Raw genomic sequence first — 25,917 nt, 5'->3', positions numbered from 1 at the left:
ATCGACGGCGACCACGACCCCCGGCGCCCATTCCGCACCGCGGAAGTCTTTGTCCAGCCGGCTCGGCCGGCGTTATCGTCGCTCCCAGGACGATTCGGACGACGTGACGGGGCGTCGGGACGCGGGGAGGCGACTGCGGATGACGGTGATGTCTCCGGACGATGAGTCCCGCGAGGGCCGGCTCACCGCGGCGGGTCGGATGCTCGCCGTCCTGGAGGTCTTCCGTACTCAGCCGTCTCCGCTGCGCATGGCTGAGATCAGCCGGCACTCGGGTCTGAGCACCACCACCACCCATCGCCTGATGCACGAGCTGCTCGACTGGGGTGCCGTCGAGATGGCCGAGAGCGGCGGGTACCAGCTGGGGACCAAGGTGCTCGAGCTCGCCGCGGCATCCGGCGACGCGCTGCGGCTGCGCGAACGAGCTCTCCCGGCGCTGCTGCGGCTGCACCGGATGCTGCGGGTGCTCGTCGTGCACCTGTCCATCCGCGACGGCTTCGACACCGTCTACGTCGAGTCGCTGCGCAGCGCGCACGGCGGGGTGAGCACGAACCGCATCGGGGGCCGGATGCCGCTGCACCTGACCGCGACCGGACGCGTGCTGCTCGCCTACGCCGATGAGGGCGTGCAGGAAGGGTTCCTCGCGCGACCGCTCGAGGTGCGCACGCGGTTCACGACGACCGATCCCGACGAGCTGCGCCGAACGTTCTCCGGCATCCGCGAGCATCAGGTCGTCATGACGGCGCGACAGGTGACGGAGAACACCGGCGCGGTCGCGGCACCCGTCTTCGACCACCAGGAGAGGGTCGTCGCCGCGGTCGGCATCGTGCTGAACCTGAAGGACCATCACCTCGAGGACTACCTGGAGCTGGTGCGAGCCGCCGCGTCGCAGGTGACCGCCTCGCTCGTGCCCCCGGCATCCGATTGATCGCCCTGTCTTCCGGATCTTCGGCCCCGATCTGAACGACTGTTCCGCAGTGCGGAAGTCGTGCCCCGGGACGTTTCGGAGCCGCCGATAGTGGGGGATGCGCGGCCCTCATCCCCGGCCCGCGCATCGCTTGCTCAGGAGGTTCCCCACCGATGACGATCCCCACCGTCGCGCCCGCAGAGGTGCTGTTCGACCCGGCGGTCGAGACCATGCCGTGGGACCGGCTCCAGCAGGCGCAACTGGGTGCGTTCACGGATCTGCTGGCCCGCCTGCGGACTCACGACGTCTGGCGCGCGCGTCTGCGCGACGCTCCCGCGTCCATCAAGGCGCTGACCGACCTCTCCGACGTGCGGATGACCATGAAGGAGGACCTGCGCGCCGCGCAGGCCGAGCAGCGCCCCGGACGGCCGCTCGGCGACTTCCAGCTGGTCGAGACGGAGGAGCTGATCCAGTTCACGAGCTCGTCCGGCACGACCGGCACGCCGGTGTTCTTCGGGCTGACACCGAACGATCTGGAACGCTGGACGTCGCGCATCGCGAACGCATACCGGACCGCGGGAGTCGCCGCCGGCGCGCGCGTGGCGCACACGACGGGCATGGCGATCGTGGCGGGCGGCATGCCGTACGCCGACGGCATCCGCGCAGCGGGCGGGGCGCTCGCATGGATCGGCGGCCAGACCAGCTCACGCATGACCCTGTCGCTCGAGCGGCTGCAGCTGAACGTCCTCGTCGGCACGGCATCGTTCGTGACCCACTTCGCACGGCGCTGCGAGGACGAGCTCGGCCGCCCGGCCACCGAACTCTCGGTGCGCACGATCATCGCGGGCGGCGAGCCCGGCGCCGGCGTCCCCCACATCCGTCAGGGGATGCTCGACGCGTGGGGCGCGACGCGGGTGAGCGAGCTCATGGGGCTGGGCGATGTGCTGCCCGCCATGTGGGCCGAGTGCCATGTCGGCCAGGGGATGCACTTCACCGCGGCGCCGGACGTCCTGGTGGAGCTGGTGGACCCCGAGACGCTCGCCCACGTGCCGTGGGAGCCGGGTGCGACGGGTGAGGCGGTGTATACGACGCTCACGCGCGAGGCATCCGCGGTCGTGAGGTTCCGCTCGCGCGATCAGCTCACGGTCACCGCGGTGGAATGCGCGTGCGGACGGACCTCGCCCACGGTGCGATGCGTCGGCCGCACCGACGACATGCTCATCTTCAAGGCGATGAACGTGTACCCGACGGCGATCCGAGACGTCGTGCTCGATGTCGCGTCCGACCACCTCTCTGGGGCCATGCGCATCCGCAAGGAGCGGGCGGACCAAGTGCGCTTCGACACGCCTCTCCCGCTCCAGGTCGAGCTTCGGGACGACACCGACGCGTCGCGCGCGGCCGAGAAGCTGGCCGCCGCCGAAGAGGCCGTCCGTCAGCTGCTGCGGGTGCGGATCGCGATCGAACCTGTGCCGATCGGCGTCATCCCGGTGGGCGAGTACAAGAACGCTCTCACCTACGTCGACGCGGAATGACGGCCGGTGCCTGCCGGATCGCCGAATGAGGAGGATGCCATGAGCTCATCGATCGCCGCCGCCGCCGCGGTGCGCGCGGACTCGCTCTACGTCGGTGGCGAGTGGATCCCCTCCACGACATCGGAGCGGCTCGAGGTGCGCAACCCGTACGACCTCGGTCTCGTCGGGAGCGCGCCGGACGGTTCGGCCGCTGACGTCGACGCCGCGGTGCGTGCCGCACGATCGGCGTTCGACCGCGGTCCGTGGCCGCGGCTCAGCCCGGCTGAACGTGCGGCGTGGCTGGAGCGGCTGGCCGATGAGCTCGAGCGGCGCGGGGCGGACACCGCCGCTCTGGTGACCGCCCAGAACGGTCAGCCGATCGGGATGTCCCGCGTGCTGAGCGGAATCGTGCCGGCGACGCACCTGCGGTACTACGCCGGTCTCGCCCGCGGCTTCGAATCGGAAGAGATCCGCGAGAACGTCTCGTTCCCGGGTAGCACGGTCGTGCGGCACGAGCCCGTGGGCGTGTGCGGGCTCATCGTGCCCTGGAACTATCCGCAGTCGCTGCTCTCGGCGAAGCTGGCACCGGCGCTCGCGGTCGGCTGCACGGTGGTCGTGAAGCCCGCGGGCGAGACGCCTCTCGATGCGCGGGCCTTCGCCGACGCGGCGGACGCGATCGGCATGCCCCCGGGCGTGATCAACATCGTGACCGGCGGCCGCGACACCGGCCGTGCCCTCGTGGACCACCCGGGCGTCGACAAGATCGCGTTCACGGGCTCGACCGCGGCGGGCCGGGCGATCGCCGCGCGCTGCGGTGAGCGGCTCATCCCCGTCACCCTCGAGCTCGGCGGCAAGTCGGCCGCGATCGTGCTGGACGACGCCGACGCCGCGCAGACCTTGGCGCAGCTGCAGAGCCTGTCGTTCATGAACAGCGGGCAGACCTGCTTCCTCCTCTCGCGTGTGCTTGTGCCGCACGCGCGACTGGACGAGTTCACCGAGGGTCTCGGCGACGTCGCGCGCGGACTCGTGCTGGGCGACCCGCTCGACGAGGCCACGCAGCAGGGGCCGCTGGTCTCCGAGCGCATCCGCTCGCGCGTGCGCTCCCTGGTCGACGCGGGAGCGGCCGCCGGCGCCCGGATCGTGACCGGTGGACGCGACGCGCCCGATCTGGACGGCTACTTCTACGAACCCACGGTCGTGACGGGCGTGGAGCCGCGTGACGCACTGGCGCAGGAGGAGGTGTTCGGCCCCGTCGTGACGATTTTGGGGTACGGCTCCGACCAGGAGGCGGTCGATCTCGCCAACGACACGGTCTACGGCCTGGGCGGTGCCGTGTTCAGCGGTGACGATGAGAGAGCACTCGACGTCGCGCGGCGGATCGAGACCGGCACGATCGGCATCAACGGGTACCGGCCCGACATCGGCTCGCCGTTCGGCGGATACCGGGCGTCCGGGCTCGGCAGGGAGCACGGCCCGGAGGCCCTCGCCAACTACGTGAAGATCAAGGCCGTCTACCGCTGACCGCGGTCAGGAGAACAGGCGCTGCAGGCGCTGCACGCCCTCTCGCAGCGCGTCGTCGCCGAGAGCGTACGACAGGCGCAGATAGCCGGACGGACCGAAGGCCTCGCCGGGAACGACGGCGACCTCGGCCTTCTCGAGGATCAGGTCGGCGAGCTCGAGCGACGTCGTCGGCGTGACCCCGGCCCACTCGCGGCCGAGGAGGCCTCGCACATCCGGGTACGCGTAGAACGCGCCCAGCGGGGTCGGCACCGTGACGCCGTCGATCTTCGACAGCTCCTCCACGATGATCCGACGTCGCCGATCGAAGGCGAGGCGCATCTGCTCGGCCTCGTCCTGCGGACCCGTGAGTGCGGCCAGCGCCGCGCGCTGAGCGATGTTGTTGACGTTCGAGCACAGGTGCGACTGCAGGTTGCCGGCGATCTTGATCGCGTCCTTCGGCCCCACCATCCAGCCCAGCCGCCACCCGGTCATCGCGTAGGTCTTGGCGACGCCGTTGACGAGGATCGTCTGGGCCGCGGCATCCGGAACCGCCTCCACGATCGAGACGGCGCGCGTGCCTTGGTAGACGAGGTTCTGGTAGATCTCGTCGGAGATGATCCAGATGCCGTGCTCGACGGCCCACTCGCCGATCTCGCGCGTCTCTTGCGCGGTGTACACCGAGCCGGTCGGGTTGGAGGGCGACACGAACACGAGGGCGGTCGTCTTGTCGGTGCGTGCCGCCTCGAGCTGCTCGACGGTCACCTTGTAGTCCTGATCGGCGCCGGCGAAGACCTCGACGGGGATGCCGTCGGCCAGCGCGATCGCCTCGGGATAGGTCGTCCAGAACGGCGCCGGCAGCAGCACCTCGTCGCCCGGGTTCAGCACGGTCTGGAACGCCTGGTAGACGGCCTGCTTGCCGCCGTTGGTGACGATGACCTGCGACGGGTCGATCTCGAGCCCGGAGTCGCGGAGCGTCTTGGCGGCGATCGCCTCGCGCAGCACTGGGAGGCCGGCCGCCGGCGTATAGCGGAAGTTCGCGGGGTCGCGCAGCGCCTCGGCGGCGGCGTCCACAATGAACGACGGCGTGGCGAAGTCGGGCTCGCCCGCCGCATAGGAGATGACGGGGCGGCCGGCGGCCTGCAGCGCCTTGGCCTTGGCGTCGACCTTGAGGGTCGCCGACTCCGCGATGGCACTGAGCTTTCGGGAGAGAGGGGACTTGCGGGAGAGCGGTGCGCGTTCGGTCACGCCTTCGAGCGTAGTCCGGGCGCGCGGCAGCGCGAGCATGCCGATTCCGGGCACGTGGTCCCGGTACGCGAGACGGATCAGGCGACTCCGGCATCCACCGAATGGGGGATGCCGCCTCCTGCGGACGACGGCTGGGCGCGGCGTCCCGCAACGGCAAGGCTGGAGGCATGCAGACACAGGCGGTGCGGGTGCAGAACCTGCGCAAGACGTACGGCGACCGGGCGGTCGTGGACGGAGTGACCTTCGACATCGAGCGCGGCGAGACGTTCGCGCTCCTCGGACCCAACGGCGCGGGCAAGTCCACCACCGTGGAGATCCTCGAGGGATACCGCCGCCGCACCGGCGGAGACGTCGAGGTGCTGGGAGTGGATCCCATGACGGCGGGGCTTGATCACAAGGCGCGGATCGGCATCGTGCTGCAGTCCACGGGCGAGGCAGGACCGGTGACCGTGCGCGAGCAGCTGCGCCAGTTCGCGGGGTTCTACCCGAATCCGCGCGACGTCGACGAGGTGATCGCCGCGGTAGGACTCGAGGCACAGGCGAGGACGCGAGTCTCGAAGCTCTCGGGCGGGCAGCAGCGGAGGGTCGACGTCGCATTGGGCATCATCGGGCGCCCCGAGCTGCTGTTCCTCGACGAGCCCACCACCGGGTTCGATCCACAGGCGCGACGGGAGTTCTGGGACCTCATCCGGCGCCTCAAGGCCGAGGGCACGACCATTCTTCTGACGACGCACTACCTCGACGAGGCCGCGCAGCTCGCCGACCGCGTCGCCGTCATCGCGGGCGGGCGCCTGCGTGCGATCGGCCCGATCGAGGGGTTCGGAGGCGAGGCTGCGCGCGTGCCGGTCGTGAGGTGGACCGAGGAAGGGATGCCGCGACACGAACGTGCGACGGATCCGTTCGCGTTCGCCACGGCGCTCGCGACGCGCCTGGGCGGCGCCCCCGCCGATCTCGAGATCGTGCGCCCGAGCCTCGAGGATGTCTATCTCGATCTGGTCAGCCGACCCGAAGCCAATGCCGTCACCGAAGGAGCAGCACGATGAGCGTCACCGACCCGCGCGTCCTGAGCCGAAGCGATACCCGGCCCGCGGCACCGCGCTCGCGGCGACGCAACGTCGTCGCCGTCGGGGTGTGGCGTGCCCGCTTCGAGCTGCTGCAGTACTTCCGATCGGGCGACACGCTGTTCTTCACATTCCTCTTCCCGATCTTCATGCTGGGCCTGTTCAGCGTCGCATTCGGCGCGGACGGCGACGTGCAGATCGCCCCTGATGTGCCCGCGGTCCCGATGGCGCAGATCTTCCTGCCGGGGATGGTCGCTGCCGGCATGCTGCTGTCGGGCTTCCAGAACCTGGCGATGGACATCGCCGTGGACCGGTCAGAGGGCGTGCTCAAGCGGCTCGGCGGCACGCCGCTGTCTCCGGTCAGCTACTTCCTGGGCAAGATCGGCCAGGTCGCTGTCACCGGCACCTTGCAGGCCGCCCTCCTGCTGGTCTTCGCCGCCACGGCGCTGGGAGTGCCGTTGCCGACCGATCCTGCCGCGTGGACGACGTTCGCGTGGGTGTTCGTGCTGGGCATCACGACGTCGGCCCTGCTGGGGGTCGCTTTGTCGTCGGTCCCGCGTTCGGCCAAGAGCGCGACCGCGGTGGTCGTGCCGATCGCCCTCGCCCTGCAGTTCATCTCGGGCGTCTATCTCACGTTCTCGCAGCTGCCGGAGTGGCTGCAGGACGTCGCGGGGATCTTCCCTCTCAAGTGGATGGCGCAGGGCATGCGGGCGGTGTTCCTGCCCGACGAGTTCGCGGTGCTCGAGCAGAACGGCGCGTGGGACCTCGCCGGCGTCGCCGTCGCGCTGGGAGCCTGGCTCGTGGTCGGACTCGTGCTCTCGCGCCTCACCTTCCGCTGGATCCGGCGCTCGGCATAGCTCGGCCGTCGCCGGGCCGCATACCCTGGCGGGAACGGTGAGGAGGACACATGCTCAGCAGACGCCGATGGGATACGGTCGTCGCGCTCGGCTCGCTCGTCATCCTGGCGGGACTGCTCCTTCCCTTCCGTACCGACGACGCGGTCCGCATGATGGTCGCCGTCGCAGCCGTCGCCCTGTTCCTGGTCGGCTACGCCGTGGCCGGCCGGCCCGCGATCGGACGCGTGGCTCTGGTCGACCTCGCGGCCGGCAGCGGATTCGGCGGAGGTGACGGCGTCGGCATCGGGCCCATCGCCGCGTGGCGCTTTCCTGTCTTCCTCGCGGTCTCGGCCGTCGCGGTCGGCGTCGGGGCCGCGGCGGTGCCGTTCATGGCGATGCTGCAGACCCTGGCCTATCCGCTGGTGTGGGTGGTCGGCGACACCCGCCGGCGGGGGATCGGAGGTTCTGCCGTCATCGCGGCGAGCGTGTTCACGGGCACGTGGCTCGGGCACGGTGCGAACGCCGACTCCGCGCTCGCGGGCGGGGCGACGGGGGTGTTCTCGCTCGTCTTCGCGATCGCGATCGGCCTGTGGATCGCGTCGATCGCCGAGTGGGGTGAGGAGAGGGAGCGGCTGCTCGCCGAGCTGACCGCCGCGCAGAACCAGGTCGAGGCACTCAGTCGCGAGCGGGGCGCGGCGGCCGAGCGCGAGCGTCTGGCCCGCGACATCCACGACACGCTGGCGCAGACCCTCGCGGGCCTCGTGATCTTCGCGGAGCGCGCCGGCCGGCAATCGCGTGAAGGGCAGCCGGATGCCGCGGCCACGACGATCGCGACGGTCGAGCAGGTCGCGCGCGACGCGCTCGCCGAGGCGCGTGCTCTCGTGGCGCGCACGGCTTCGGTGCCGCGCGAACCCGCGTTCGAGGCGGCGATCGAGCGGCTCGTCGAGCGCTTCCGGGCGCACGGCGCAGCACGCATCGACCTCGACGCGGCCGGCATCGTCGGCGATCTCGACCGCGAGGCGCAGGTCGTGCTGCTGCGGTGCCTGCAGGAGGCGCTGTCGAACGTGATGAAGCACGCCGCTGCCGGTCGCGTCGACGTTCGCGTGGCCGTGTCGGCCGAGGGATCCGCCGAGCTCTCGGTGGCCGACGACGGTCGCGGGTTCGACCCTGCGCAGCCGAATCGCGGATTCGGGCTCGAGGGGATGCGCGAGCGGGTGACGCTCGCCCGCGGCGAGTTCGCCGTCTCGTCCGCGCCGGAGGCCGGGACGAAGCTCGAGGTGCGTCTTCCCGCCGCGACGATCACCGATCGGGCCGAACCGCTGACCCCTGGAGGTACCGCATGATCCGGCTGCTCATCGCCGACGATCACCCCGTCGTGCGCGCCGGTCTTGCCGGGCTGCTCTCAGACGAACCGGGATTCGAGGTGGTGGGCGAGGCATCCGACGGCGGCGAAGCCGTGCGGCTCGCGGCCGCGACGCGCCCGGATGTCGTGCTGATGGACCTGCGGATGCCCGTCGTCGACGGGGTCGCCGCGACGGCCCGCATCACCGGCGGCGAAGCCGGTGACCCGCCGCCGCGCGTGCTGATCCTCACCACCTACGAGACCGACGACCAGATCCTCGCCGCCATCGAGGCCGGCGCATCCGGATACCTTCTCAAGGCCGCACCGCAGGCCGAGATCGTCGCCGGCATCCGGTCGGTCGCTGCCGGGCAGTCCGCCCTGTCACCGCAGGTCGCGGTGCGTCTCGTGGAGCGGATGCGGCGGCCGGAGGCATCCGCCGTGCTCACGGCCCGTGAGACCGACGTGCTGCGCCTCGTCGCCGCGGGGCATTCGAACAAGCAGGTGGCCACGGCGCTCGGGATCGGCGAGTCCACGGTCAAGACGCACCTGCTGAAGGTGTTCGAGAAGCTCGGCGTCGCCGACCGCACGCGCGCCGTCACCCTCGCGATGGAGCGCGGCCTGCTGCCGTGACCGACGGATGCCTCGGGCCGGCGTCGAAACGCGGGCCCGAGGCATCCGTTCTCTCGGGACTCAGCCGAACTGGTTCATCGTGTTGTGCTTGCCGCCGGCCTTGAGGGCCGCGTCCCCGGCGAAGTACTCCTTGTGGTTGTCGCCCAGGTCGCTTCCTGCCATGTTCTGGTGTTTGACCGTGGCGATGCCACCGCGGATCTCGCGGCGCTGAACGCCCTTGACGTAGGCCAGCATGCCGTCGTCGCCGAAGTAGCCCTTCGCGAGGTCATCGGTCGAGAGGGCGGCCGTGTGGTACGTCGGCAGCGTGATGAGGTGGTGGAAGATGCCCGCCCGCGCCGAACCGTCACGCTGGAACGTGCGGATCTTCTCGTCGGCCAGCCGGGCCAGCTCGGTGTCGTCGTATTCGACACTCATCAGGTCGCTGCGGTCGTACGTCGAGACGTCCTCGCCCTGCTCCACGAGCAGGTCGTAGGCCTGCTGGCGGAAGTTGAGGGTCCAGTTGAACGACGGGCTGTTGTTGTAGACGAGCTTCGCGTTCGGGATGACCTCGCGGATGCGGTCGACCATGCCCGCGATCTGCTCGACGTGCGGCTTCTCGGTCTCGATCCACAGCAGGTCGGCGCCGTTCTGCAGCGACGTGATGCAGTCGAGCACCACCCGGTCCTCGCCGGTGCCCGGACGGAACTGGTACAGATTGCTGGCGAGGCGGCGGGGGCGCAGCAGCTTGCCCTCGCGGCGGATCACCACGTCGCCGTCCTTCAGCTCGGACTCGGAGATCTGCTCGACGTCCAGGAACGCGTTGTACTGGTCGCCGAGGTCGCCGGGCTCGTTCGAGACGGCGAGCTTCTGCGTGAGTCCCGCACCGAGCGAGTCCGTCCGGGCGACGATGATGCCGTTGTCGATGCCGAGCTCGAGGAACGCGTACCGCACCGCGTTGATCTTGGCGAGGAAGTCCTCGTGCGGGACGGTGACCTTGCCGTCCTGATGGCCGCACTGCTTCTCATCCGAGACCTGGTTCTCGATCTGGATGGCGCAGGCCCCCGCCTCGATCATCTTCTTGGCGAGAAGATACGTGGCCTCGGGATTGCCGAAGCCCGCGTCGATGTCGGCGATGATCGGCACCACGTGGGTCTCGTAGTTGTCGATCTGGGACTGCACGAACTCGGCCGCGGTCTCGTCGCCCGCCGCGCGTGCCTGATCGAGCTGCGTGAACAGCAGATCGAGCTCGCGGGCGTCGGCCTGGCGGAGGAACGTGTACAGCTCTGCGATGAGAGCGGGCACCGACGTCTTCTCATGCATCGACTGATCGGGGAGCGGGCCGAACTCGGAGCGGAGCGCGGCGACCATCCACCCCGACAGGTACAGGTAGCGCTTGTCGGTGCTCTTGAGGTGCTTCTTGATCGAGATCAGCTTCTGCTGCCCGATGAAGCCGTGCCAGACACCCAGCGACTGGGTGTACACCGACGCGTCGGCGTCGTATTCGGCCATATCGCGGCGCATGATGTCGGCCGTGTACTGGGCGATCTCCAGTCCCGTGCGGAACCGGTTCTGCGCCCGCATGCGGGCGGCCGACTCGGGGTTGATGCCGGCCCAGCTGGAGCCGTGCTGCTCTCGGAGGGCGCGGATGGCTTCGATGTCGTCTTGGTAGGCAGTCATGTCAATCTTCCTTCTGGAGCCGGGTGCGGTCACGGGGTCTCGGTCAGGTGACGCGAGTAGGCCGAGAGCGTCAGGAACGCCGGGAAGTCGTTGCCCAGCGCCACGTCGCGGAACACGGCGGCGGCGTCGTCGTAGCGGTCGTCATCCCTGCGCTCCACCTCGGTCAGCACCTGCGTGATCAGTCCTTCGACGTACTCACGTGTGATCGGGGTCCCGTCCTCGGTGGTGCGGTCCTGGTGGATCCACTGCCACACCTGCGACCGAGAGATCTCGGCCGTGGCGGCATCCTCCATGAGGTTGTCGATGGCGACGGCGCCCAGACCGCGCAACCACGCCTCGATGTATCGGATGCCGACCGACACGTTGCCGTGGACGCCTGCTGCCGTGATCGGGCGGCCGATGTGCACGTCGATCAGGTCGGCGGCCCCGACCTCGACCTCGGGGCGCTGGCGGTCGAGCTGGTTCGGGCGCTCGCCGAGCACCGCGTCGAACTCGGCACGAGCCACGGGGATGAGGTCGGGGTGCGCGACCCACGTGCCGTCGAACCCGTCGCCGGCTTCCCGCTTCTTGTCGGCGGCGACCTTCTCGAAGGCCCGCTGCGTCACTTCGGGGTCACGGCGGTTCGGGATGAAGGCACTCATGCCGCCGATCGCGAAAGCCCCGCGCTTGTGGCACGTCTTCACGAGCAGCTCGGTGTAGGCGCGCATGAACGGCACTGTCATCGTCACCTCGCTCCGGTCGGGCAGCACGAAGCGCGCACCGCGGCCGCGGTAGTTCTTGATGATCGAGAAGATGTAGTCCCAGCGTCCGGCGTTCAGGCCGGCGCAGTGGTCCCGCAGCTCGAACAGGATCTCTTCCATCTCGAAGGCCGCCGGCAGCGTCTCGATGAGGACCGTGGCGCGGATCGTCCCGTGCGGGATCCCGATGTAGCGCTCGCTGAAGGTGAACACGTCGTCCCACAGCTTCGCCTCTTCGCTGGACTCGAGCTTGGCGATGTAGAAGTACGGTCCGCGCCCGTTCGCGATCAGCTGCTGCGCATTGTGGAAGAAGTACAGGCCGAAGTCCACGAGCGAGCCCGATGCGGCCATCGTGCGGCCGGCTCGATCGGTGAAGCCGATGTGCTGCTCGGGGAGGTGCCACCCCCGCGGCCGCATCACGATCGTGGGGGTCTCGGTCGCGGTGACCTCGTAGCGCTTCCCCTCCGGGCTCGTGAACTCCAGCTCGCCCCGGATCGCGTCGCGCAGGCTCAGCTGGCCCTCGATGACGTTCTTCCAGGTCGGGCTGGTGGCGTCCTCCTGGTCGGCCAGCCAGACCTTCGCACCTGAGTTCAGTGCGTTGATCGTCATCTTGGGGTCGGTCGGCCCCGTGATCTCGACGCGTCGATCCTCGAGGCCGGGTCCGGCTCCGGCGACCTTCCACTCCGCGTCCTCGCGGATGTGGCGGGTGTCGTCACGGAACTGCGGATCGTGGCCGTTGCCGATCTCGAACCGGCGGCGCATGCGGTCGGCGAGGCGGTCGTGGCGGCGGGCGCCGAAGCGGTGGTGCAGCGCCGTGAGGAAAGCGAGGGCCTCGGGGGTGAGGATCTCGTCGTAGCGGGGCCCGAGGCGCCCCGAGACCTCGATCGACGGCTCGTGGGTCTGCGTCGGGATGGGACCGGTGCGGATGCGCATCGGGGTGGCGGTTGCAGGTGTCATTTCTCTGTCTTCCTATGACCAGTGCTGGAGAGTCGGGGGATGCCGCGTCCCGGCGTGTGCGCTGGGTGGAGGCGTCCCGTGATCCGCGTTCTGGATCAATCGGCGGTTCGTCGTGTTCTCACTATCCGGTGAAGATTCCGGTCGATCACGACAGATTCCGCTGTGAAGTTTCGTGAAAGTTCTGCTTTCATGACAGAATCGCGCCATGACGACGACGTTCACCGGTCGGCCCGCGGCAGAACTCCCCGACGATGAGGGTGTGGACGCACTCACGATCGGCCGGCGCATCCGGCAGCTGCGCAGCGACCGCGGCATGCGGCTCGAAGAGCTGGCGGCGGCCGTCGATCGTGCTCCGAGCCAGCTGTCCATGATCGAGAACGGCCGGCGCGAGCCCAAGCTCACCCTTCTGCAGGCGATCGCTCGCGCCCTCGGAGCGTCGATCGACGCGCTGCTGGAGTCGGAGCCGCTCGACGAGCGCGCGACCCTCGAGATCTCGCTCGAGCGGGCCATGCGCGGTCAGACGTTCCAGGCGCTCGGCATCCCCCCGTTCCGCATCGGAAAGACCGTGCCGACCGAGGCGCTGAAGGCGATGCTCGCGCTGCAGGGCGAGATCGAACGGCTGCGCGACGAGCGCGCCGCCACGCCTGAGGAGGCCCGGCGCGCGAACGTCGCTCTTCGCAGGCTGATGCGGACCCAGAACAACTACTTCGCCGAACTCGAGGACCAGGCGCGCGCCCTGCTCGAAGCCGTCGACCACCCCGGTGGGCCACTGACCCAGCGCACCGCATCCGACATCGCTGCTCACCTGGGCTTCACACTGCACTACGTGCCCGATCTGCCGCAGACCACCCGGTCAGTCGCCGACATCAAGAACGGCAGGCTCTATCTCTCCAGCCGCCTCGCGTCGAAGGGCGACCCGCGCACGGCGGTACTGCAGGCGCTGTCGAGCCGGATCCTGGGGCATCGCGAGCCCACCTCGTATGCGGAGTTCCTGCGCCAGCGCGTGGAGACGAACTACCTCACGGGTGCGCTGCTCATTCCCGAATCGCACGCGGTGCCGTTCCTGCAGGAGGCGAAGAAGGATCGCGCCATCTCGATCGAAGACCTGCGCGACGCGTACTCGGTCTCGTACGAGACCGCCGCGCACCGCTTCACCAATCTCGCCACCGTGCACCTCGGCATCCCGGTGCACTTCCTCAAGGTGCACGAATCCGGCACGATCACGAAGGCGTACGAGAACGACGACGTGAACTTCCCGACCGACCGGCTCGGCTCGATCGAGGGGCAGATGTGCTGCCGTCGCTGGACCTCGCGCGTCGTGTTCGACGTCGACGACCACTTCAACCCGTACTACCAGTACACCGACACCGGGAACGGCACGTACTGGTGCACGGCCCGCGTCGAGCTGTCAAGCGAGGGGGCGCATTCGGTGTCGGTGGGGGTGCGCTTCGACGACACGAAGTGGTTCCTCGGGCGCGACACCCCGAACCGCGGGGTGTCGAAGCACTCCGTCGAGGTGTGCTGCCGCCGTGCGCCCGCCGAGCTCGAGGCCGCGTGGCGTGAGAACTCGTGGCCCAACGTCCGCACGCCGCGCACGCTGCTCGCGACGCTGCCGACGGGCGCCTTCCCCGGCGTCGACACGACGGACGTGTACGAATTCCTCGAGGCTCACGCCCCGCGCTGAGTCCCCGGCCCGTCCGGGGCAGCCTCATCGCTCGCCTGATCCGGTGGCGGGTGCTACCGGCTCGGCCTCCGTGAGAACAGCGTGAGAGAGCGGATGCGGCTCCTTTCGCCAATACCTGCCGCGTGTTAGGTTTTGCGCACCGACGGTTCCGCCCGGGCGGAACCGCTTTCGACGAGGAGAGCGCGATGAAGCGATGGGTGAGCGCGGTGGCCGTGGCCGGGATGATCGCCACAGGACTGACGATCGCAGTGCCTGCGGCAGCTGAGAACGGCCAGGGCAGACCGGGGAACGATCTGCTCGAGCGGTGGGCGATCGACACCTGGACCTCTCTGGACGCCATGACCGACGAGGAGACCGGGCTTCCGTCCGACAACATCACCGGTGATCTCGCGACCGTGGGCGCGTACACGTCGCCGACCAACATCGGCGGATACCTGTGGTCGACCGTCACCGCCCGTGACCTCGGCATCCTGTCTGCCGACGAGGCCCGAGACCGAATGGCGACGACGCTCGCGACACTCGGGACGCTCGAGCGCAACGGCGCCAGCGGCATGTTCTACAACTGGTACGACCCGGCCACCGGCGCCAAGCTGACGACGTGGCCGGACTCGGGCGACGCGGTGCACCCGTTCCTCAGCACCGTCGACAACGGCTGGCTCGCCGCGGCGCTCCGCATCGTCCGCGAGGCGGAGCCATCGCTCGCGGGGCAGGCCGATGCGCTCTACGACTCGATGGACTTCTCGGCGTTCTTCAACCCCGAAGGCGCACCGGGACTGCCCGCCGGCACGAACCGCGGAGGGTTCTGGGAGGCAGCGCCGCCAGACTGCAGCACCGCAGCGCCGATGTACAACGGGTCGGGCGAGACGGTCTACTACACGTGCCACCACTACGACACGACGGTCAGCGAGAGCCGCATCGCCACCTATCTCGGCATCGCGAACGGGCAGATCCCCGCGACGGCGCTGTACGGAACGCACCGCACCATGCCGCCGGGCTGCGACTGGGACTGGCAGGAGCAGCTGCCGACCGGCGAGTACCGCACGTACGACGGATTCGAGGTGTGGGAAGGCGTGTATTCCTACGCCGGCATGTCGTTCGTGCCGGCATGGGGAGGCAGCATGTTCGAGGCGCTCATGCCCGATCTGCTGGTGCCGGAGGAGAAGTGGGGGCCGCGGTCGTGGCGCCTCAACCACCCGATCACCGTCGCCGTGCACAAGCACCACGGCCTCGATGACGCCGGCTACGGCTACTGGGGCTTCTCGCCCGCCAGCAACCCGTTCGGGGGCTACTCCGAGTACGGCGTCGATCTCGCGGGCATGCGCTCGGACGGGTACTTCTCGGATGCCGAGCACACCGATGTGGACATCGACCACCCCGGCTGCAGCATGGGCGCGAACGCCGAGCCGGAGTTCGGCGACGGCGTGGTGACGCCGCATGCGGCGTTCCTCGCGCTGCCGTACGACCGGGAGGGCGTGCTCGACAACCTGAGCCGCATCGAGGACGAACTCGGTGCGTACGGGCCGGGTGGATTCTATGACTCGGTCGCCGTCCGCAGCGGGACCATCGCCGAGCGGTACCTGTCGCTCGACCAGTCGATGATCATGGCGGCGATCGGCAACGCGCTGACCGGGGATACTCTGAAGGACTACTTCGTCGACCGCGACATGGAGGACCGGCTGCGCCCCGCGATGCGGCAGCAGGACTTCGGATCGTCCTGGCGCGGACCGGCACACGGCGACGAGTGAGTGGACGGCGCCCCGGCGCGGACGGGAGGAAGCGGTGAGCGCGGAAGAGAGCGCGGCAGCGGCGCCTGCGCCGTCGACCGGGACCCCGCGCGGACCCCGCGGCAGCTATGCCAAGGGCCAGGCGCGCCGGCAGGCCATCGTCGACGAGGCGCTGGCGGTCTTCTCGCGCACCGGCTTCCACAGCGGGTCGTTGCGCGAGATCGCGAAGCGTGTCGGGCTCACTCCCGCGGGCCTCATGCACCATTTCGCCGACAAGGAGGAGCTCTTCGTGGAGGTCCTCCGCCAGCGCGACGAGAAGGTGCGGCAGGCCGCGGGGGATCCCGCCGAGCACACGCTCGTGCAGCAGGCCGAGAAGGTCGTGGCGTACAACCAGACCACGCGCGGTCTGACGTCGCTGTATGCGATCGTCTCGGCGGAGGCGACCGATTCGGAGCATCCATCCCACGCCGACTTCGCCGAGCGGTACCGGTCGGGCGCGCGGAACGCCGAAGAGCTGCTGCGCGCCGGTCAGGAGGCCGGCGAGGTGCGCGCCGACATCGATCCGGCGCTGGCCGCTCGCCTGATCAGCGCCGTCATGGACGGCATCCAGCTGCAATGGCTGCTCGACGAACAGGTCGACATGGTGCCGCTGTTCGAGGAGTTCGTGCGCGGGTACCTGCTGCCGCCGCCTCGTCGTTGAGCGAGGAGACGAAGGCCGTGGACCGCTTGGCGCGTTTCGTCTCGCTTTGCTCGCTCAACGACCGGGGGAGAGCGCGTTCGCGCGCGCCACGCGCCCCAGCCAGCCCAGGCTCGGCTTGGGGTGCCGTTCGAACGTCTCGGGATCCCAGCCGATGAGACCGAACGTCGGCCGGAAGCTGCCCCACTCGTAGTTGTCGAGCGCACTCCAGTGCAGATAGCCGCGCACGTCGACGCCGTCGGCGATGCACGAGAGCACGGCCTCCAGGGCACCGGTCGTGTAATCGATGCGCCGCTGGTCGTCGGCGGTGGCGATGCCGTTCTCGGTGACGTAGACCGGCGCCTTCGCGCGCTGCCACGCATGGCGGATGCCCTCGCCCACCGCGGGCGGGTAGTACTCCCATCCGGTGAGGGTTCGCTCGGCATCCTCCGGGATGGGCAGCGGTCCCTCGGGGCCGATCTTCGTGCGGGTGTACGCCTGCACGCCGATCCAGTCGTCGCCTTCGGCCGCATCGAGGAAGACGTCTTCGCGGGATGCCCCGTACTCGGCCGCGACCGCTTCGGCGCCCGGCTCCGGCTGATACGCCTGGGTCGCCACCGACCAGCCGGCGGCCGCTCCCGCCGAGCGCACCAGGTCGAGGGCTCCGCGGTGAGCGGCGATGAGCCGATCCGTGACCGCCGGCACGCCCGGAGGCAGCCCGATCGACGGGAAGCCCACGTCGGGGTCGGCGAGCACCGACACCATGTTCGGCTCGTTGATCGTGCACACCAGCGACACGTCCTCGAGGACAGGCAGGGCCGCCTCGACGTAGCGGCGGAACGCGTCGACCGCAGCATCCGTCAGCCATCCGCCGTCGCGGGCGAGCCAGATCGGATTCGTGAAGTGGTGCAGGGTCACCACCGGCTGCAGTCCGGCGTCGCGCGCGGTGTGCACCATACGCCGGTAATGGTCGATCGCCGCGCGTGAGAACCAGCCCCGCTCCGGCTCGATCCGCGCCCACTCGATGCTGAAGCGGTAGGCCGCGAGGCCGGCGTCCGCCAGCAGCGCCATGTCCTCGGGGTAGCGGTGGTAGCTGTCGGCCGCGTCGCCCGAGGGCGCCTCCACCGGTGCGCCGGGCAGGTGCCCCCACTCTCGCTGCCACCAGTCGGAGTTGACGTTGCCGCCTTCGATCTGGTGGGCGGCGGTCGACGCGCCCCACAGGAACCCTTCGGGGAAGCTCATCGTGGCGATGATCCTTTCGTTTCGAGGGACGGATGCCGCAGCATCCGGTCTCCGCTTCATTTGATGCCGGTGAGTGCGATGCCCTGCACGAAGTACCGCTGCAGGATCACGAAGACAGCGAGCACGGGCACGACCACGACGACGGCGCCGGCCATCATGAGGCCGTAGCGTGCGGCGTTCTGACCCACCGAGTAGAGGGCGAGCGCGACGGGCAGCGTGTACATGTCCTCGGTGGTGGCGACGACCAGCGGCCACAGGAAGTTGTTCCAGCTGGCGAGGAAGGTCAGGATCGCGAGCGTCGCGACAGCCGGACCGCAGAGGGGCATGATGACCCGGAGGAAGATGCGCCATTCGCTCGCTCCGTCGATGCGCGCCGCCTCGATGAGCTCGTCGGGGAGGCTCAGCATGAACTGCCGCATGAGGAACACCCCGAGCGGCGAGATGAGGAACGGCAGGATCAGCCCCGGGTACGAGTTGACGAGCCCGAGGTTCGCCGTGAGGACGAACAGCGGAACGAACGTCACGACTCCCGGGACCATGAGCGTGCCCAGCACGAGCGCGAACAGCAGCTTCTTGCCGCGGAACTCGAGTTTGGCCAGCGCGTACCCGATCATCGAGCAGAACACGATGTTGCCGAGGGTCACGAACACCGCCACCACGATGCTGTTGATGAAGAACGTCGTGAAATCCAGGCGCCCGAACAGGGTCTCGTAGTTCTCGACGGTGGGCTCGCGCGGCAGGAACTCCGTCGGGTACTGCCGGATCTCGGCATCCGTCTTGAACGACCCGAGGATCATCCAGATGAAGGGCATCACCATCGCGACGAGGCCGAGGAACAGCACGATGTAGAGCCACCAGCGGGTGTTGCCGCGGCGGCGCGTGCCCGCGGGCCGCGAATCCGTCTCGCGCGGCGTGGACACGGCGGTAGGGGCGACGGTTGCCACGTCAGTCCTTCCTTCCGAGGAAGCGGAACTGGATGAGCGACAGGATCACGATCGCGATGAACAGGACGTAGCTGGCCGCCGAGGCGTAGGCGTAGTTGCCGAAGCCGAACTGGTCGTACGTGTACATCGCCGTCGAGAGCGTCGCGTCGAGCGGTCCGCCCTGGGTCATGACGTACGGCTCCTCGAAGAACTGCAGGAAGCCGATGCCCGTGATCACCGCCGCGAACAGCAGCGCCGGCCGCATCGCGGGGATCGTGATGTTCGTGAATCGCTGCCAGACGTTCGCACCGTCGACCATCGCGGCCTCATGGTGCTCGCGAGGCACGCCCTGGAGCGCCGCGAGGAAGATCACCATGAGCGTGCCGATGTTGCGCCAGACCGCCATCATGATGAGCGACGGCAGTGCCCACGTCGTGCTCTGCAGCCAGTCCGGACCCTGGATGCCGAGAAGGGACAGGAAGCCGTTGAGGAGCCCGTCCGGCTGCAGGATGAACCGCCACACGATCGCGATCGCGACGATGCTGGTGACGACGGGGGCGTAATAGCCGACGCGGAACACCGTGCGGAACCGGCGGATGCCCTTGTCGAGGGCCAGCGCGACCGCCAGGGCGAGCGCCATCGTGAGCGGCACCGCGACGATGACGAACACGAAGGTGTTCAGGAGCGACCGCAGGAACCGCGGATCCTGGAACAGGCGCACGTAGTTGTCGAAGCCGACGAGGTTCACCTGGAACGGCGTCTCGAGGTCGCGCGTGGTCATGTCGGTGAAGCTCATGCCCAGCGAGGCCACGATCGGCCCCGCCATGAACACCAGGAACAGCACGACGAACGGCAGTGAGAACAACCATGCGGTGAGCGTCATGCGCCGGCTCCGCCGCGAGGCGCGCACCCGGGGGGTGCGGCCGCGCGACGGTGCCGATGCAGGAGGTGCCGATGCCGGCGCCGCCGGTGTCGAGAGCGTGGACATGGGTCGCGGTCCTACTGCCCGGTGCCGATCGACGTCGCCTGCTGCTGGATGGTCGCGACCGCGTCGGCGGGCGTCGTCTCACCCCGCGTGGCCTTCTCGAGCTCCTGATCGATGACGGCCGAGACCTGTGCCCACGTGGGGATGGCCGGCGGAGCCTTCGAGTCCTGCAGCTGATCGCCGAAGACGCTGAGGTAGGGGTCCTCGGCGAAGGTCGGGTCCTCCCACGCCGCCTGCACGCTCGGCAGGTCGGTGGAGATGTCGTACCACTGGATCTGGGTCTCAGGCTGGCTCAGCCACCGGACGAACTTCCACGAGGCATCCCGGTTGTCGGTGTCTTCGAACACCGCGAGGTTGCCACCGCCGGTGAAGCTCGTGCGACTGTCGGCACCGGGCACCATGGCCACTCCGAACTTGTCGGCGAACTCCTCGCCGCCCTGTTCGAGCAGCAGGCTCACGTGGAACGGCCCGCTGTAGAACGCGCCGACCTCGCCGTTGATGAACGCCTGCTCGATCTCGCCGCCCTCGAGACGCCGCGGTTCGGCGATGCCCTCCTCGAAGAAGCTCGTGTAGAACGAGAAGGCCTCCTCCCACTCCGGGGTGTCGAAGGTGAACTCCGCGCCGTCCTCGTTCAGGATGTCGCCGCCCTGCTGCCATGCGAGCGGAGTGATGTACTGCCACGAGTCGAAGCCGCCGGGCGGCAGCGAGACGCCCCACTGCGCGCCGGCCGACTGCAGCGCCTGCGTGAAGGACTTGTACTCGTCCCAGGTGGTCGGTGGCTCCAGGCCGGCCTGCTCGGCGAGGTCCGTGCGGTAGTAGAGCACGCGCGTGTCGACGTACCACGGCACGCCGTACGCGACGTCGTCCACGACGGTGGTGTCCCACGAGCCCTCGAAGAACGAGGACTCGTCGACGAGCCCGTCGGGCGTCGGCTCGAAGGCGCCGGTCGCGGCGAACTCGCCCACCCACGTCGTGCCGACCATCGTGACGTCCGGGGTCTCGCCGCCCGCGATGGCGGTGGCGATGCGGTCGTGGGCGCTCTCCCACGGAACGGCTGTGACCTCGATCGTGACGTCGGGGTTCTCCTCCTCGAACTGGGCGGCGAGCTCGTCGAGCACTTCGCCCTCGTTCCCCATCGCCCACACCTGGACGGTGCCGGACGCGGGGGAGTCGTCGATCGCCTCGCCCCCGCCGTTGTCGCCTCCGCCGGTGGGCCCGTCGGTGCGCCCGCATCCGGCGAGGACGAGTGCGCCGGCGAGCGCGGCCGCTCCGGCGGCCACCCAGCGCGATGCCCTGCGTGAGGTCTGACGTGCAATTGCTCGTGTCATCGGTCTGACGCCTCCATCGGTCGTCGCCGCGCCTGCGCGGCGTCCTTGCCTCGGCTGTGATCGGCGCACGAGGGCGCCGTGTGCACGAGTGTAGGCCAAAAACCTAACACCCGAAAGGTATTAGCGAATGAGAAACGCCTCATGCAGGGCATGCCGCGACCTGCACCGGGAGCTTCCTACGGCGAGATCACCCGATCCCGCGGCGGACGCCGCGGCGGGCAAGGAGGGGCGGGGCGGCGTCAGTGGCGGCCGGCGACGACGTCGGCGACGTGCGCGGGCCACGCCGTGCGCGAGGACGCACCGGATGCCTCGGCGCGGTCCGCCATCCGATAGGCGGTGTAGATCGCGTTCACGGCGATCCATCGCAGCGGCTCGGGCTCCCAGCGCCTCGCGCGGTGCCCGACCCACGGGAGTCGCACGAGCTCGGTGTCGCGTCCGAGCACGAGATCGGCGAGCGTGCGCCCGGCGAGGTTCGTCGCCGTCACGCCGGTGCCCACGTAGCCGCCCGCCCAGCCGAGACCGGTGCCCCGGTCATGGCCGACCGTCGCGGCCCAGTCCCGCGGCACGCCGAGCACTCCGGCCCAGGCGTGCGCGACGGGCACGCCTGCGGCATCCGGAAAGAAGTCGCGCAGCAGCCCCGCGAGGGACTCGACGGTGCGCTGCTGCGTCGAGCCGTCGGTGTCGACGCGCGAGCCGTAGCGGTAGGGCACGCCGCGTCCGCCGAACGCGATGCGATCGTCGGCGGTGCGCTGCGCGTACATGTAGACGTGGGCGAAGTCGCCGAGCGTCTCGCCGCCGTCCCAGCCGACGCCGTCCCAGAAGGCGCGGGGGAGCGGCTCGGTGACGATCATCGACGAGTTCATCGGCAGCCACGTGCGGTGCTGGCCGGCGAGGTCGGCGGTGAAGCCCTCCGTCGCCCGCAGCACGTGCGTCGCCCGCACCGTCCCGCGGTCGGTGACGGCTCGTCCCGGCGCGATCTCGCGCACCCTGGTCTGCTCGAGGATCCGCACGCCGAGCCGCTCGACGGCCGCCGTGAGTCCCCGGACGAGCTTCGCGGGATGCACACGTGCGCAGTGCGGATGCCATGTGCCGCCGAGCGCGCCGTCGATGCGGATGCGGGATGCCGTGGCCCTGGCATCCAGCAGCTCCACATCGGTGTGGGGCCAGGACTGCTCGGCGGTGACGGCGGCCTGAAGCCGTGCGAGCTGGGCGGGAGAGCGGGCGACCCCGAACTCGCCGCCTTTGACGATGTCGGCGTCGATGCCCTCTCGGGAGGCCACCGCGACGACCTCGTCGACGGTGTCGTTGAGCGCGCGCTGCTGGGCGATCGCCGCGTCTCGGCCGTGGCTCTCGGCGTATCGCTCGCGTCCGCCGGTCACCGTGTTGGTGAGCCACCCGCCGTTACGGCCGGATGCGCCGAAGCCGGCGAATCGCTGCTCGAGCATGACCACGCGCAGGTCGGGCTGCGCACGCTTGAGGTAGTACGCCGTCCACAGCCCGGTGTAGCCGGCGCCGACGATCGCGACGTCCGCGTCGAGATCGCCCGCGAGCGGTGGCCGCGGCGCCGGCGTGCCCCCGAGGTCGCGCCACCACCACGACACGTCGCCGTTCGGCACGGAGCCGGTGTCGATGCGTGTCCCTTTCATGCCGCCCATCCTGCCCGCACGCCCGCTGCGCGCGTGCCCGCAGCATCCGTCGATCCGTCCCGTTCCCCTGGTTCGTTCGTCACATGTGTACGCCAAGACGGCCGAAACGCGTACACAGGTGACGAACGAACCGTCGAGGGCGGGGTGCGCGGGGCGGCGGGCGGACGGGCGGGCGGGGGTGCGGGGTCAGGCGGGGGCGTCGAGGGCGCGCAGCGCGGCCCACAGCTCGGCGCGCGTCGCGAACGAGGACAGGTCGCGCCCGAGCACGCGCTCGACGAGCGCGAGGCGCGTGCGCACGGTGTGCCGGTGCACGCCGAGGGACTGAGCGGATGCCTCGTGCGAGCAGTCCTGGTCGAGCCACACGCGCAGCGTCTCGAGCAGGCGCGTGCCGTTGGCGCCGTCGTGATCGAGCAGCGGCGCGAGGTCGGCGCGGGCCAGCGTACGGGCGTCCGCGCCGAGCGCGGAGAGCACGCCGATGCGCGACACCTCCGCGAACGCCGAGACCGGCTCGCTGCCGCGGTCGCGCGCCACGCGAGCCTGGCCCAGCGCGCCGGCGATGTCGTCGTATCCGGCGGGATCCGAGAGTCCGATGTGCACGTCGAAGCGCTCGGCGAGCTCGCGCACGACGCCGATCTCCCCGGCCGGGACGACGAGCACGAGCCCGTCGTCGCCGCGGCCGAAGAACAGCCCGCCTCGGTTCTCCTCCACCCGCAGCTCGAGCAGCTCGGCGATCGCGTCGGCGCGGGCGGCCGCGGCATCCGTCACCGCCACGGTCACCGGCGCGGCCGGCAGCGGTCCCCACAGATCGCGCGAGATGCGGCGGGCCAGCCCCGGGTCGCCCGTCAGCAGCGTCTGCAGCAGTCCCGATCGCAGCGCGCCGCGAGCCCGGCTGAGGCCCTGCTGCTGCTCGAGCGCGAGGCCGGCCATCGCGATCACGGCCGTCACGACCCCGCGGCCCTCCTGGTCGAGGTCGCCCGCGGCGATCGCGATGACGCCGCGGAGGTGTCCGCCCCGGCCCAGGGTCTGCAGGGTGAAGGGGGTGCCTCCGAGGCGCAGCGACGAGCCGGCGCGCGCCCCGCGGTGCAGCACTCCCGTCACCTCGCGCTGCAGCGCGTCGGCGGTGTCGGGCTCGAGAGCGCCGACGGGATGCTCTCGCGAGAGCTCGCCGGCCGCGTCGAACATGCCCACCCAGGCGTCGAGCTGCCGCGCAAGCTCGGCGACGGTCGCGCCCAGCCCGTCCGGCCGCAGCGCCGCCAGGGCGATGGCGCGCTGGGCCGCGAGTGCCCAGCTGCGCCGCGCGTACGTCTCGGCCGCGATCGCCTCGGCGTTGGCGCGGGCGACGGCGATGAAGGGTGTGCGGTACGGCACCTCGAAGAGCGGCATCCGCTCCTCGCGGCACGCGGCCGCGAGGGCGGGCGGCATGCCCGTGCGGGCGACCTCGGTGCCGAAGCCGAGTCCGAGCACGCCGCGTGAGGCGAGCCGGTGCACGTACGCGCGGTAGGTCTCGGGCTCGTCGCCCTCGATGCCGGGCGGGAACTGCGTGCCGGTGGTCAGCAGGACGAGCCCCTCCGACAGGAACGGCGTCGGGTCGGCCAGATCCGTGCTGTGCACCCAGCGGATGGGCCGGTCCAGGGCACCGGGCTCGAGGCCGTGCTCGTCGGCGAGGGTCAATCCCAGGTCGCGTCGGGAGAGCAGTGCCCGCAGCGTGGGGGAGTCGGCGGCGTCCATGATCCCTCGGGTCCTCCGGTGTACGTCTCGTATAGCGGGCTATAGAGAATGTACAAGCAGGAAGGTGCGACCGTCCGCCTGGTCCACATACGCTCGCCGTCATGACCGCCACCGACACCGCCGTCCCCGCCGAGAACCGGGTCGACACGCCACTGGCCGGACCGACACTGGGCGGACCGACCCTGCCGCAGGAGCGGCGCCTGGTCACCAGCATCCCCGGTCCCCGCTCGCAGGAGCTCGTGGATCGCAAGGCCGCCGCCGTGGCCGCCGGCGTGGGCCACACCGCCCCCGTGCACGCCGTCGCCGCCGGCGGCGGAGTCATCGTCGACGCCGACGGCAACTCGCTCATCGACCTCGGGTCGGGCATCGCCGTCACGACGATCGGCAACGCGCACCCGAAGGTCGTCGCGGCGGTGCAGGAGCAGGTGGCGCAGTTCACGCACACGTGCTTCATGATCGCCCCGTACGAGTCCTACGTCGCCGTCGCCGAAGCGCTCAATCGCATCACCCCGGGCGACCACGCCAAGAAGAGCGCGCTGTTCAACTCCGGCGCCGAAGCCGTCGAGAACGCCGTCAAGATCGCCCGCAAGTTCACCGGCAAGCAGGCTGTCGTCGCGTTCGACCACGGCTACCACGGCCGCACCAACCTCACGATGGCGCTCACCGCGAAGTCGATGCCGTACAAGAGCGGGTTCGGCCCGTTCGCCTCGGAGATCTACCGCGCGCCGTTGTCATACCCGTTCCGCGACCGCCTCGACGGCGTCATGGCCGCCAAGAAGGCCATCTCGGTCATCGAGAAGCAGGTTGGCGCCGACAACCTCGCCGCCGTCATCATCGAGCCGATCCAGGGCGAGGGCGGCTTCATCGTCCCGGCCGACGGCTTCCTTCCGGCGATCGCGGAGTGGTGCCGCGCCAACGGTGTCGTCTTCATCGCCGACGAGATCCAGACCGGCTTCGCGCGTACTGGCGAGATGTTCGCGAGCGAGGTCTTCGGCGTCGTGCCCGACCTCATCACGACGGCCAAGGGCATCGCCGGCGGCCTGCCGCTGGCGGCGGTCACCGGACGTGCCGAGATCATGGATGCCGCGCACGCGGGCGGTCTCGGCGGCACCTACGGCGGCAACCCCATCGCGTGCGCGGCGGCGCTCGCGGCGATCGATGTGTTCGAGAACGACGGCATGATCGAACGCGCCCGCGAGATCGGAGTCATCCTCACCGAGCGGCTCGGTGCGCTGCAGGCGGCGGACCCCCGCATCGGCGACGTGCGCGGCCACGGCGCGATGATCGCGGCCGAGTTCGTCGACCCCGCGACGGGGGAGCCGGATGCCTCGCTCACGGCCGCGGTCGCCAAAGCCTGCATCGCACAGGGCGTCATCGTCCTGACCTGCGGCACCTACGGGAACGTGATCCGCTTCCTGCCGCCGCTGAGCATTCCCGACGACCTGCTCCACGAGGGCCTGGACGTCGTGGCCGCGGCGCTCGCCGCTGCCTGACCCCGAATTGCGGTTCGTCTCGCTTCGTTCGTTCAACGACCGGAGCACAACCGGTCGTTGAGCGAGCGAGGAACGAGCGAGACGAAACGCCCCCAGCGGCGCACACACA

The 25,917-nt window shown here is 70.1% G+C and carries 20 protein-coding genes; 11 read left to right on the top strand and 9 right to left on the bottom strand.

Annotated features, from left to right (window positions below; translation table 11 throughout):
* Positions 1–139: 139 nt before the first annotated feature.
* From HF576_RS03810 to HF576_RS03800, 3 genes are all read left to right on the top strand, one after another.
* Positions 140–925 (top strand): IclR family transcriptional regulator, encoded by a 786-nt coding sequence (locus HF576_RS03810; RefSeq protein WP_168911421.1) that lies wholly within the window; start codon positions 140–142, stop codon positions 923–925.
* A gap of 152 nt (positions 926–1,077) precedes the next feature.
* Positions 1,078–2,436, top strand: a complete 1,359-nt coding sequence (locus HF576_RS03805) for a phenylacetate--CoA ligase family protein (RefSeq protein WP_168911420.1) — start codon at positions 1,078–1,080, stop codon at positions 2,434–2,436.
* A gap of 39 nt (positions 2,437–2,475) precedes the next feature.
* Positions 2,476–3,936, top strand: a complete 1,461-nt coding sequence (locus tag HF576_RS03800) for an aldehyde dehydrogenase (RefSeq protein ID WP_205834672.1) — start codon at positions 2,476–2,478, stop codon at positions 3,934–3,936.
* Positions 3,937–3,942: 6 nt separating this feature from the next.
* Here HF576_RS03800 and HF576_RS03795 read toward each other — a convergent pair whose 3' ends face one another.
* The gene (locus HF576_RS03795; RefSeq protein WP_168911419.1) at positions 3,943–5,160 is read right to left on the bottom strand and encodes a pyridoxal phosphate-dependent aminotransferase; all 1,218 of its coding nucleotides are present in this window, start codon (positions 5,158–5,160) and stop codon (positions 3,943–3,945) included.
* 167 nt (positions 5,161–5,327) lie between these two features.
* Between HF576_RS03795 and HF576_RS03790 the strand changes: the two genes are divergently transcribed.
* The 4 genes from HF576_RS03790 to HF576_RS03775 are packed head-to-tail and all read left to right on the top strand — an operon-like array spanning position 5,328 to position 9,029.
* The gene (locus tag HF576_RS03790) at positions 5,328–6,203 is read left to right on the top strand and encodes an ABC transporter ATP-binding protein (protein WP_168911418.1); all 876 of its coding nucleotides are present in this window, start codon (positions 5,328–5,330) and stop codon (positions 6,201–6,203) included.
* On the top strand, positions 6,200–7,078 hold the full coding sequence (locus HF576_RS03785; protein ID WP_168911417.1) for an ABC transporter permease: 879 nt from the start codon (positions 6,200–6,202) through the stop codon (positions 7,076–7,078). Before HF576_RS03790 ends, HF576_RS03785 begins: the two co-directional genes overlap by 4 nt.
* A gap of 50 nt (positions 7,079–7,128) precedes the next feature.
* Positions 7,129–8,400 carry a sensor histidine kinase gene (locus tag HF576_RS03780; RefSeq protein WP_168911416.1) on the top strand — a complete coding sequence of 424 codons (1,272 nt, stop codon included), beginning with the start codon at positions 7,129–7,131 and terminating at the stop codon, positions 8,398–8,400.
* Positions 8,397–9,029 carry a response regulator gene (locus HF576_RS03775; RefSeq protein WP_168911415.1) on the top strand — a complete coding sequence of 211 codons (633 nt, stop codon included), beginning with the start codon at positions 8,397–8,399 and terminating at the stop codon, positions 9,027–9,029. Before HF576_RS03780 ends, HF576_RS03775 begins: the two co-directional genes overlap by 4 nt.
* 60 nt (positions 9,030–9,089) lie before the next feature.
* Here HF576_RS03775 and HF576_RS03770 read toward each other — a convergent pair whose 3' ends face one another.
* Positions 9,090–10,685 (bottom strand): isocitrate lyase, encoded by a 1,596-nt coding sequence (locus tag HF576_RS03770; protein ID WP_168911414.1) that lies wholly within the window; start codon positions 10,683–10,685, stop codon positions 9,090–9,092.
* Between the two features lie 29 nt (positions 10,686–10,714).
* Positions 10,715–12,355: a malate synthase A gene (aceB, locus tag HF576_RS03765; protein ID WP_168912059.1), complete on the bottom strand. Its 1,641-nt coding sequence runs from the start codon at positions 12,353–12,355 to the stop codon at positions 10,715–10,717.
* 229 nt (positions 12,356–12,584) lie between these two features.
* Here aceB and HF576_RS03760 point away from each other — a divergent pair, with 229 nt between their 5' ends.
* The 3 genes from HF576_RS03760 to HF576_RS20700 all read left to right on the top strand — a co-directional run bounded on the left by HF576_RS03760 (position 12,585) and on the right by HF576_RS20700 (position 16,487).
* A complete protein-coding gene (locus tag HF576_RS03760) occupies positions 12,585–14,063 on the top strand; it encodes a helix-turn-helix transcriptional regulator (protein WP_168911413.1) in 1,479 nt (492 codons plus the stop codon).
* A gap of 185 nt (positions 14,064–14,248) precedes the next feature.
* Entirely contained in the window at positions 14,249–15,808 is a 1,560-nt protein-coding gene (locus HF576_RS03755; protein WP_168911412.1) for a glucoamylase family protein, read from the top strand.
* Positions 15,809–15,842: 34 nt separating this feature from the next.
* A complete protein-coding gene (locus tag HF576_RS20700) occupies positions 15,843–16,487 on the top strand; it encodes a TetR family transcriptional regulator (RefSeq protein ID WP_168911411.1) in 645 nt (214 codons plus the stop codon).
* 54 nt (positions 16,488–16,541) lie between these two features.
* Here the strand turns inward: HF576_RS20700 and HF576_RS03745 are convergent, their stop codons facing one another.
* From HF576_RS03745 to HF576_RS03720, 6 genes are all read right to left on the bottom strand, one after another.
* Positions 16,542–17,705 carry a glycoside hydrolase family 1 protein gene (locus tag HF576_RS03745; RefSeq protein WP_168911410.1) on the bottom strand — a complete coding sequence of 388 codons (1,164 nt, stop codon included), beginning with the start codon at positions 17,703–17,705 and terminating at the stop codon, positions 16,542–16,544.
* A 56-nt stretch (positions 17,706–17,761) separates the two neighbouring features.
* On the bottom strand, positions 17,762–18,649 hold the full coding sequence (locus HF576_RS03740) for a carbohydrate ABC transporter permease (protein WP_425522973.1): 888 nt from the start codon (positions 18,647–18,649) through the stop codon (positions 17,762–17,764).
* Position 18,650: 1 nt separating this feature from the next.
* Positions 18,651–19,616, bottom strand: a complete 966-nt coding sequence (locus HF576_RS03735; protein WP_168911409.1) for a carbohydrate ABC transporter permease — start codon at positions 19,614–19,616, stop codon at positions 18,651–18,653.
* An 11-nt stretch (positions 19,617–19,627) separates the two neighbouring features.
* Entirely contained in the window at positions 19,628–20,941 is a 1,314-nt protein-coding gene (locus HF576_RS03730) for a sugar ABC transporter substrate-binding protein (protein ID WP_168911408.1), read from the bottom strand.
* A 239-nt stretch (positions 20,942–21,180) separates the two neighbouring features.
* Positions 21,181–22,587 carry an NAD(P)/FAD-dependent oxidoreductase gene (locus HF576_RS03725; RefSeq protein ID WP_205834670.1) on the bottom strand — a complete coding sequence of 469 codons (1,407 nt, stop codon included), beginning with the start codon at positions 22,585–22,587 and terminating at the stop codon, positions 21,181–21,183.
* A 186-nt stretch (positions 22,588–22,773) separates the two neighbouring features.
* Positions 22,774–24,315: a PucR family transcriptional regulator gene (locus HF576_RS03720; RefSeq protein ID WP_168911407.1), complete on the bottom strand. Its 1,542-nt coding sequence runs from the start codon at positions 24,313–24,315 to the stop codon at positions 22,774–22,776.
* Positions 24,316–24,416: 101 nt separating this feature from the next.
* On the opposite strand from HF576_RS03720, the gene gabT reads away from it, so the two are divergent.
* Entirely contained in the window at positions 24,417–25,808 is a 1,392-nt protein-coding gene (gabT, locus tag HF576_RS03715; RefSeq protein ID WP_240948628.1) for a 4-aminobutyrate--2-oxoglutarate transaminase, read from the top strand.
* Positions 25,809–25,917: the final 109 nt, after the last annotated feature.

Origin of the sequence: Microbacterium salsuginis, from assembly GCF_012524205.1 — a bacterium.
Taxonomy (GTDB): domain Bacteria; phylum Actinomycetota; class Actinomycetes; order Actinomycetales; family Microbacteriaceae; genus Microbacterium; species Microbacterium salsuginis.
Note: the sequence above shows the minus strand (reverse complement) of the source record. Positions and strands in the feature narration are given on the sequence as shown.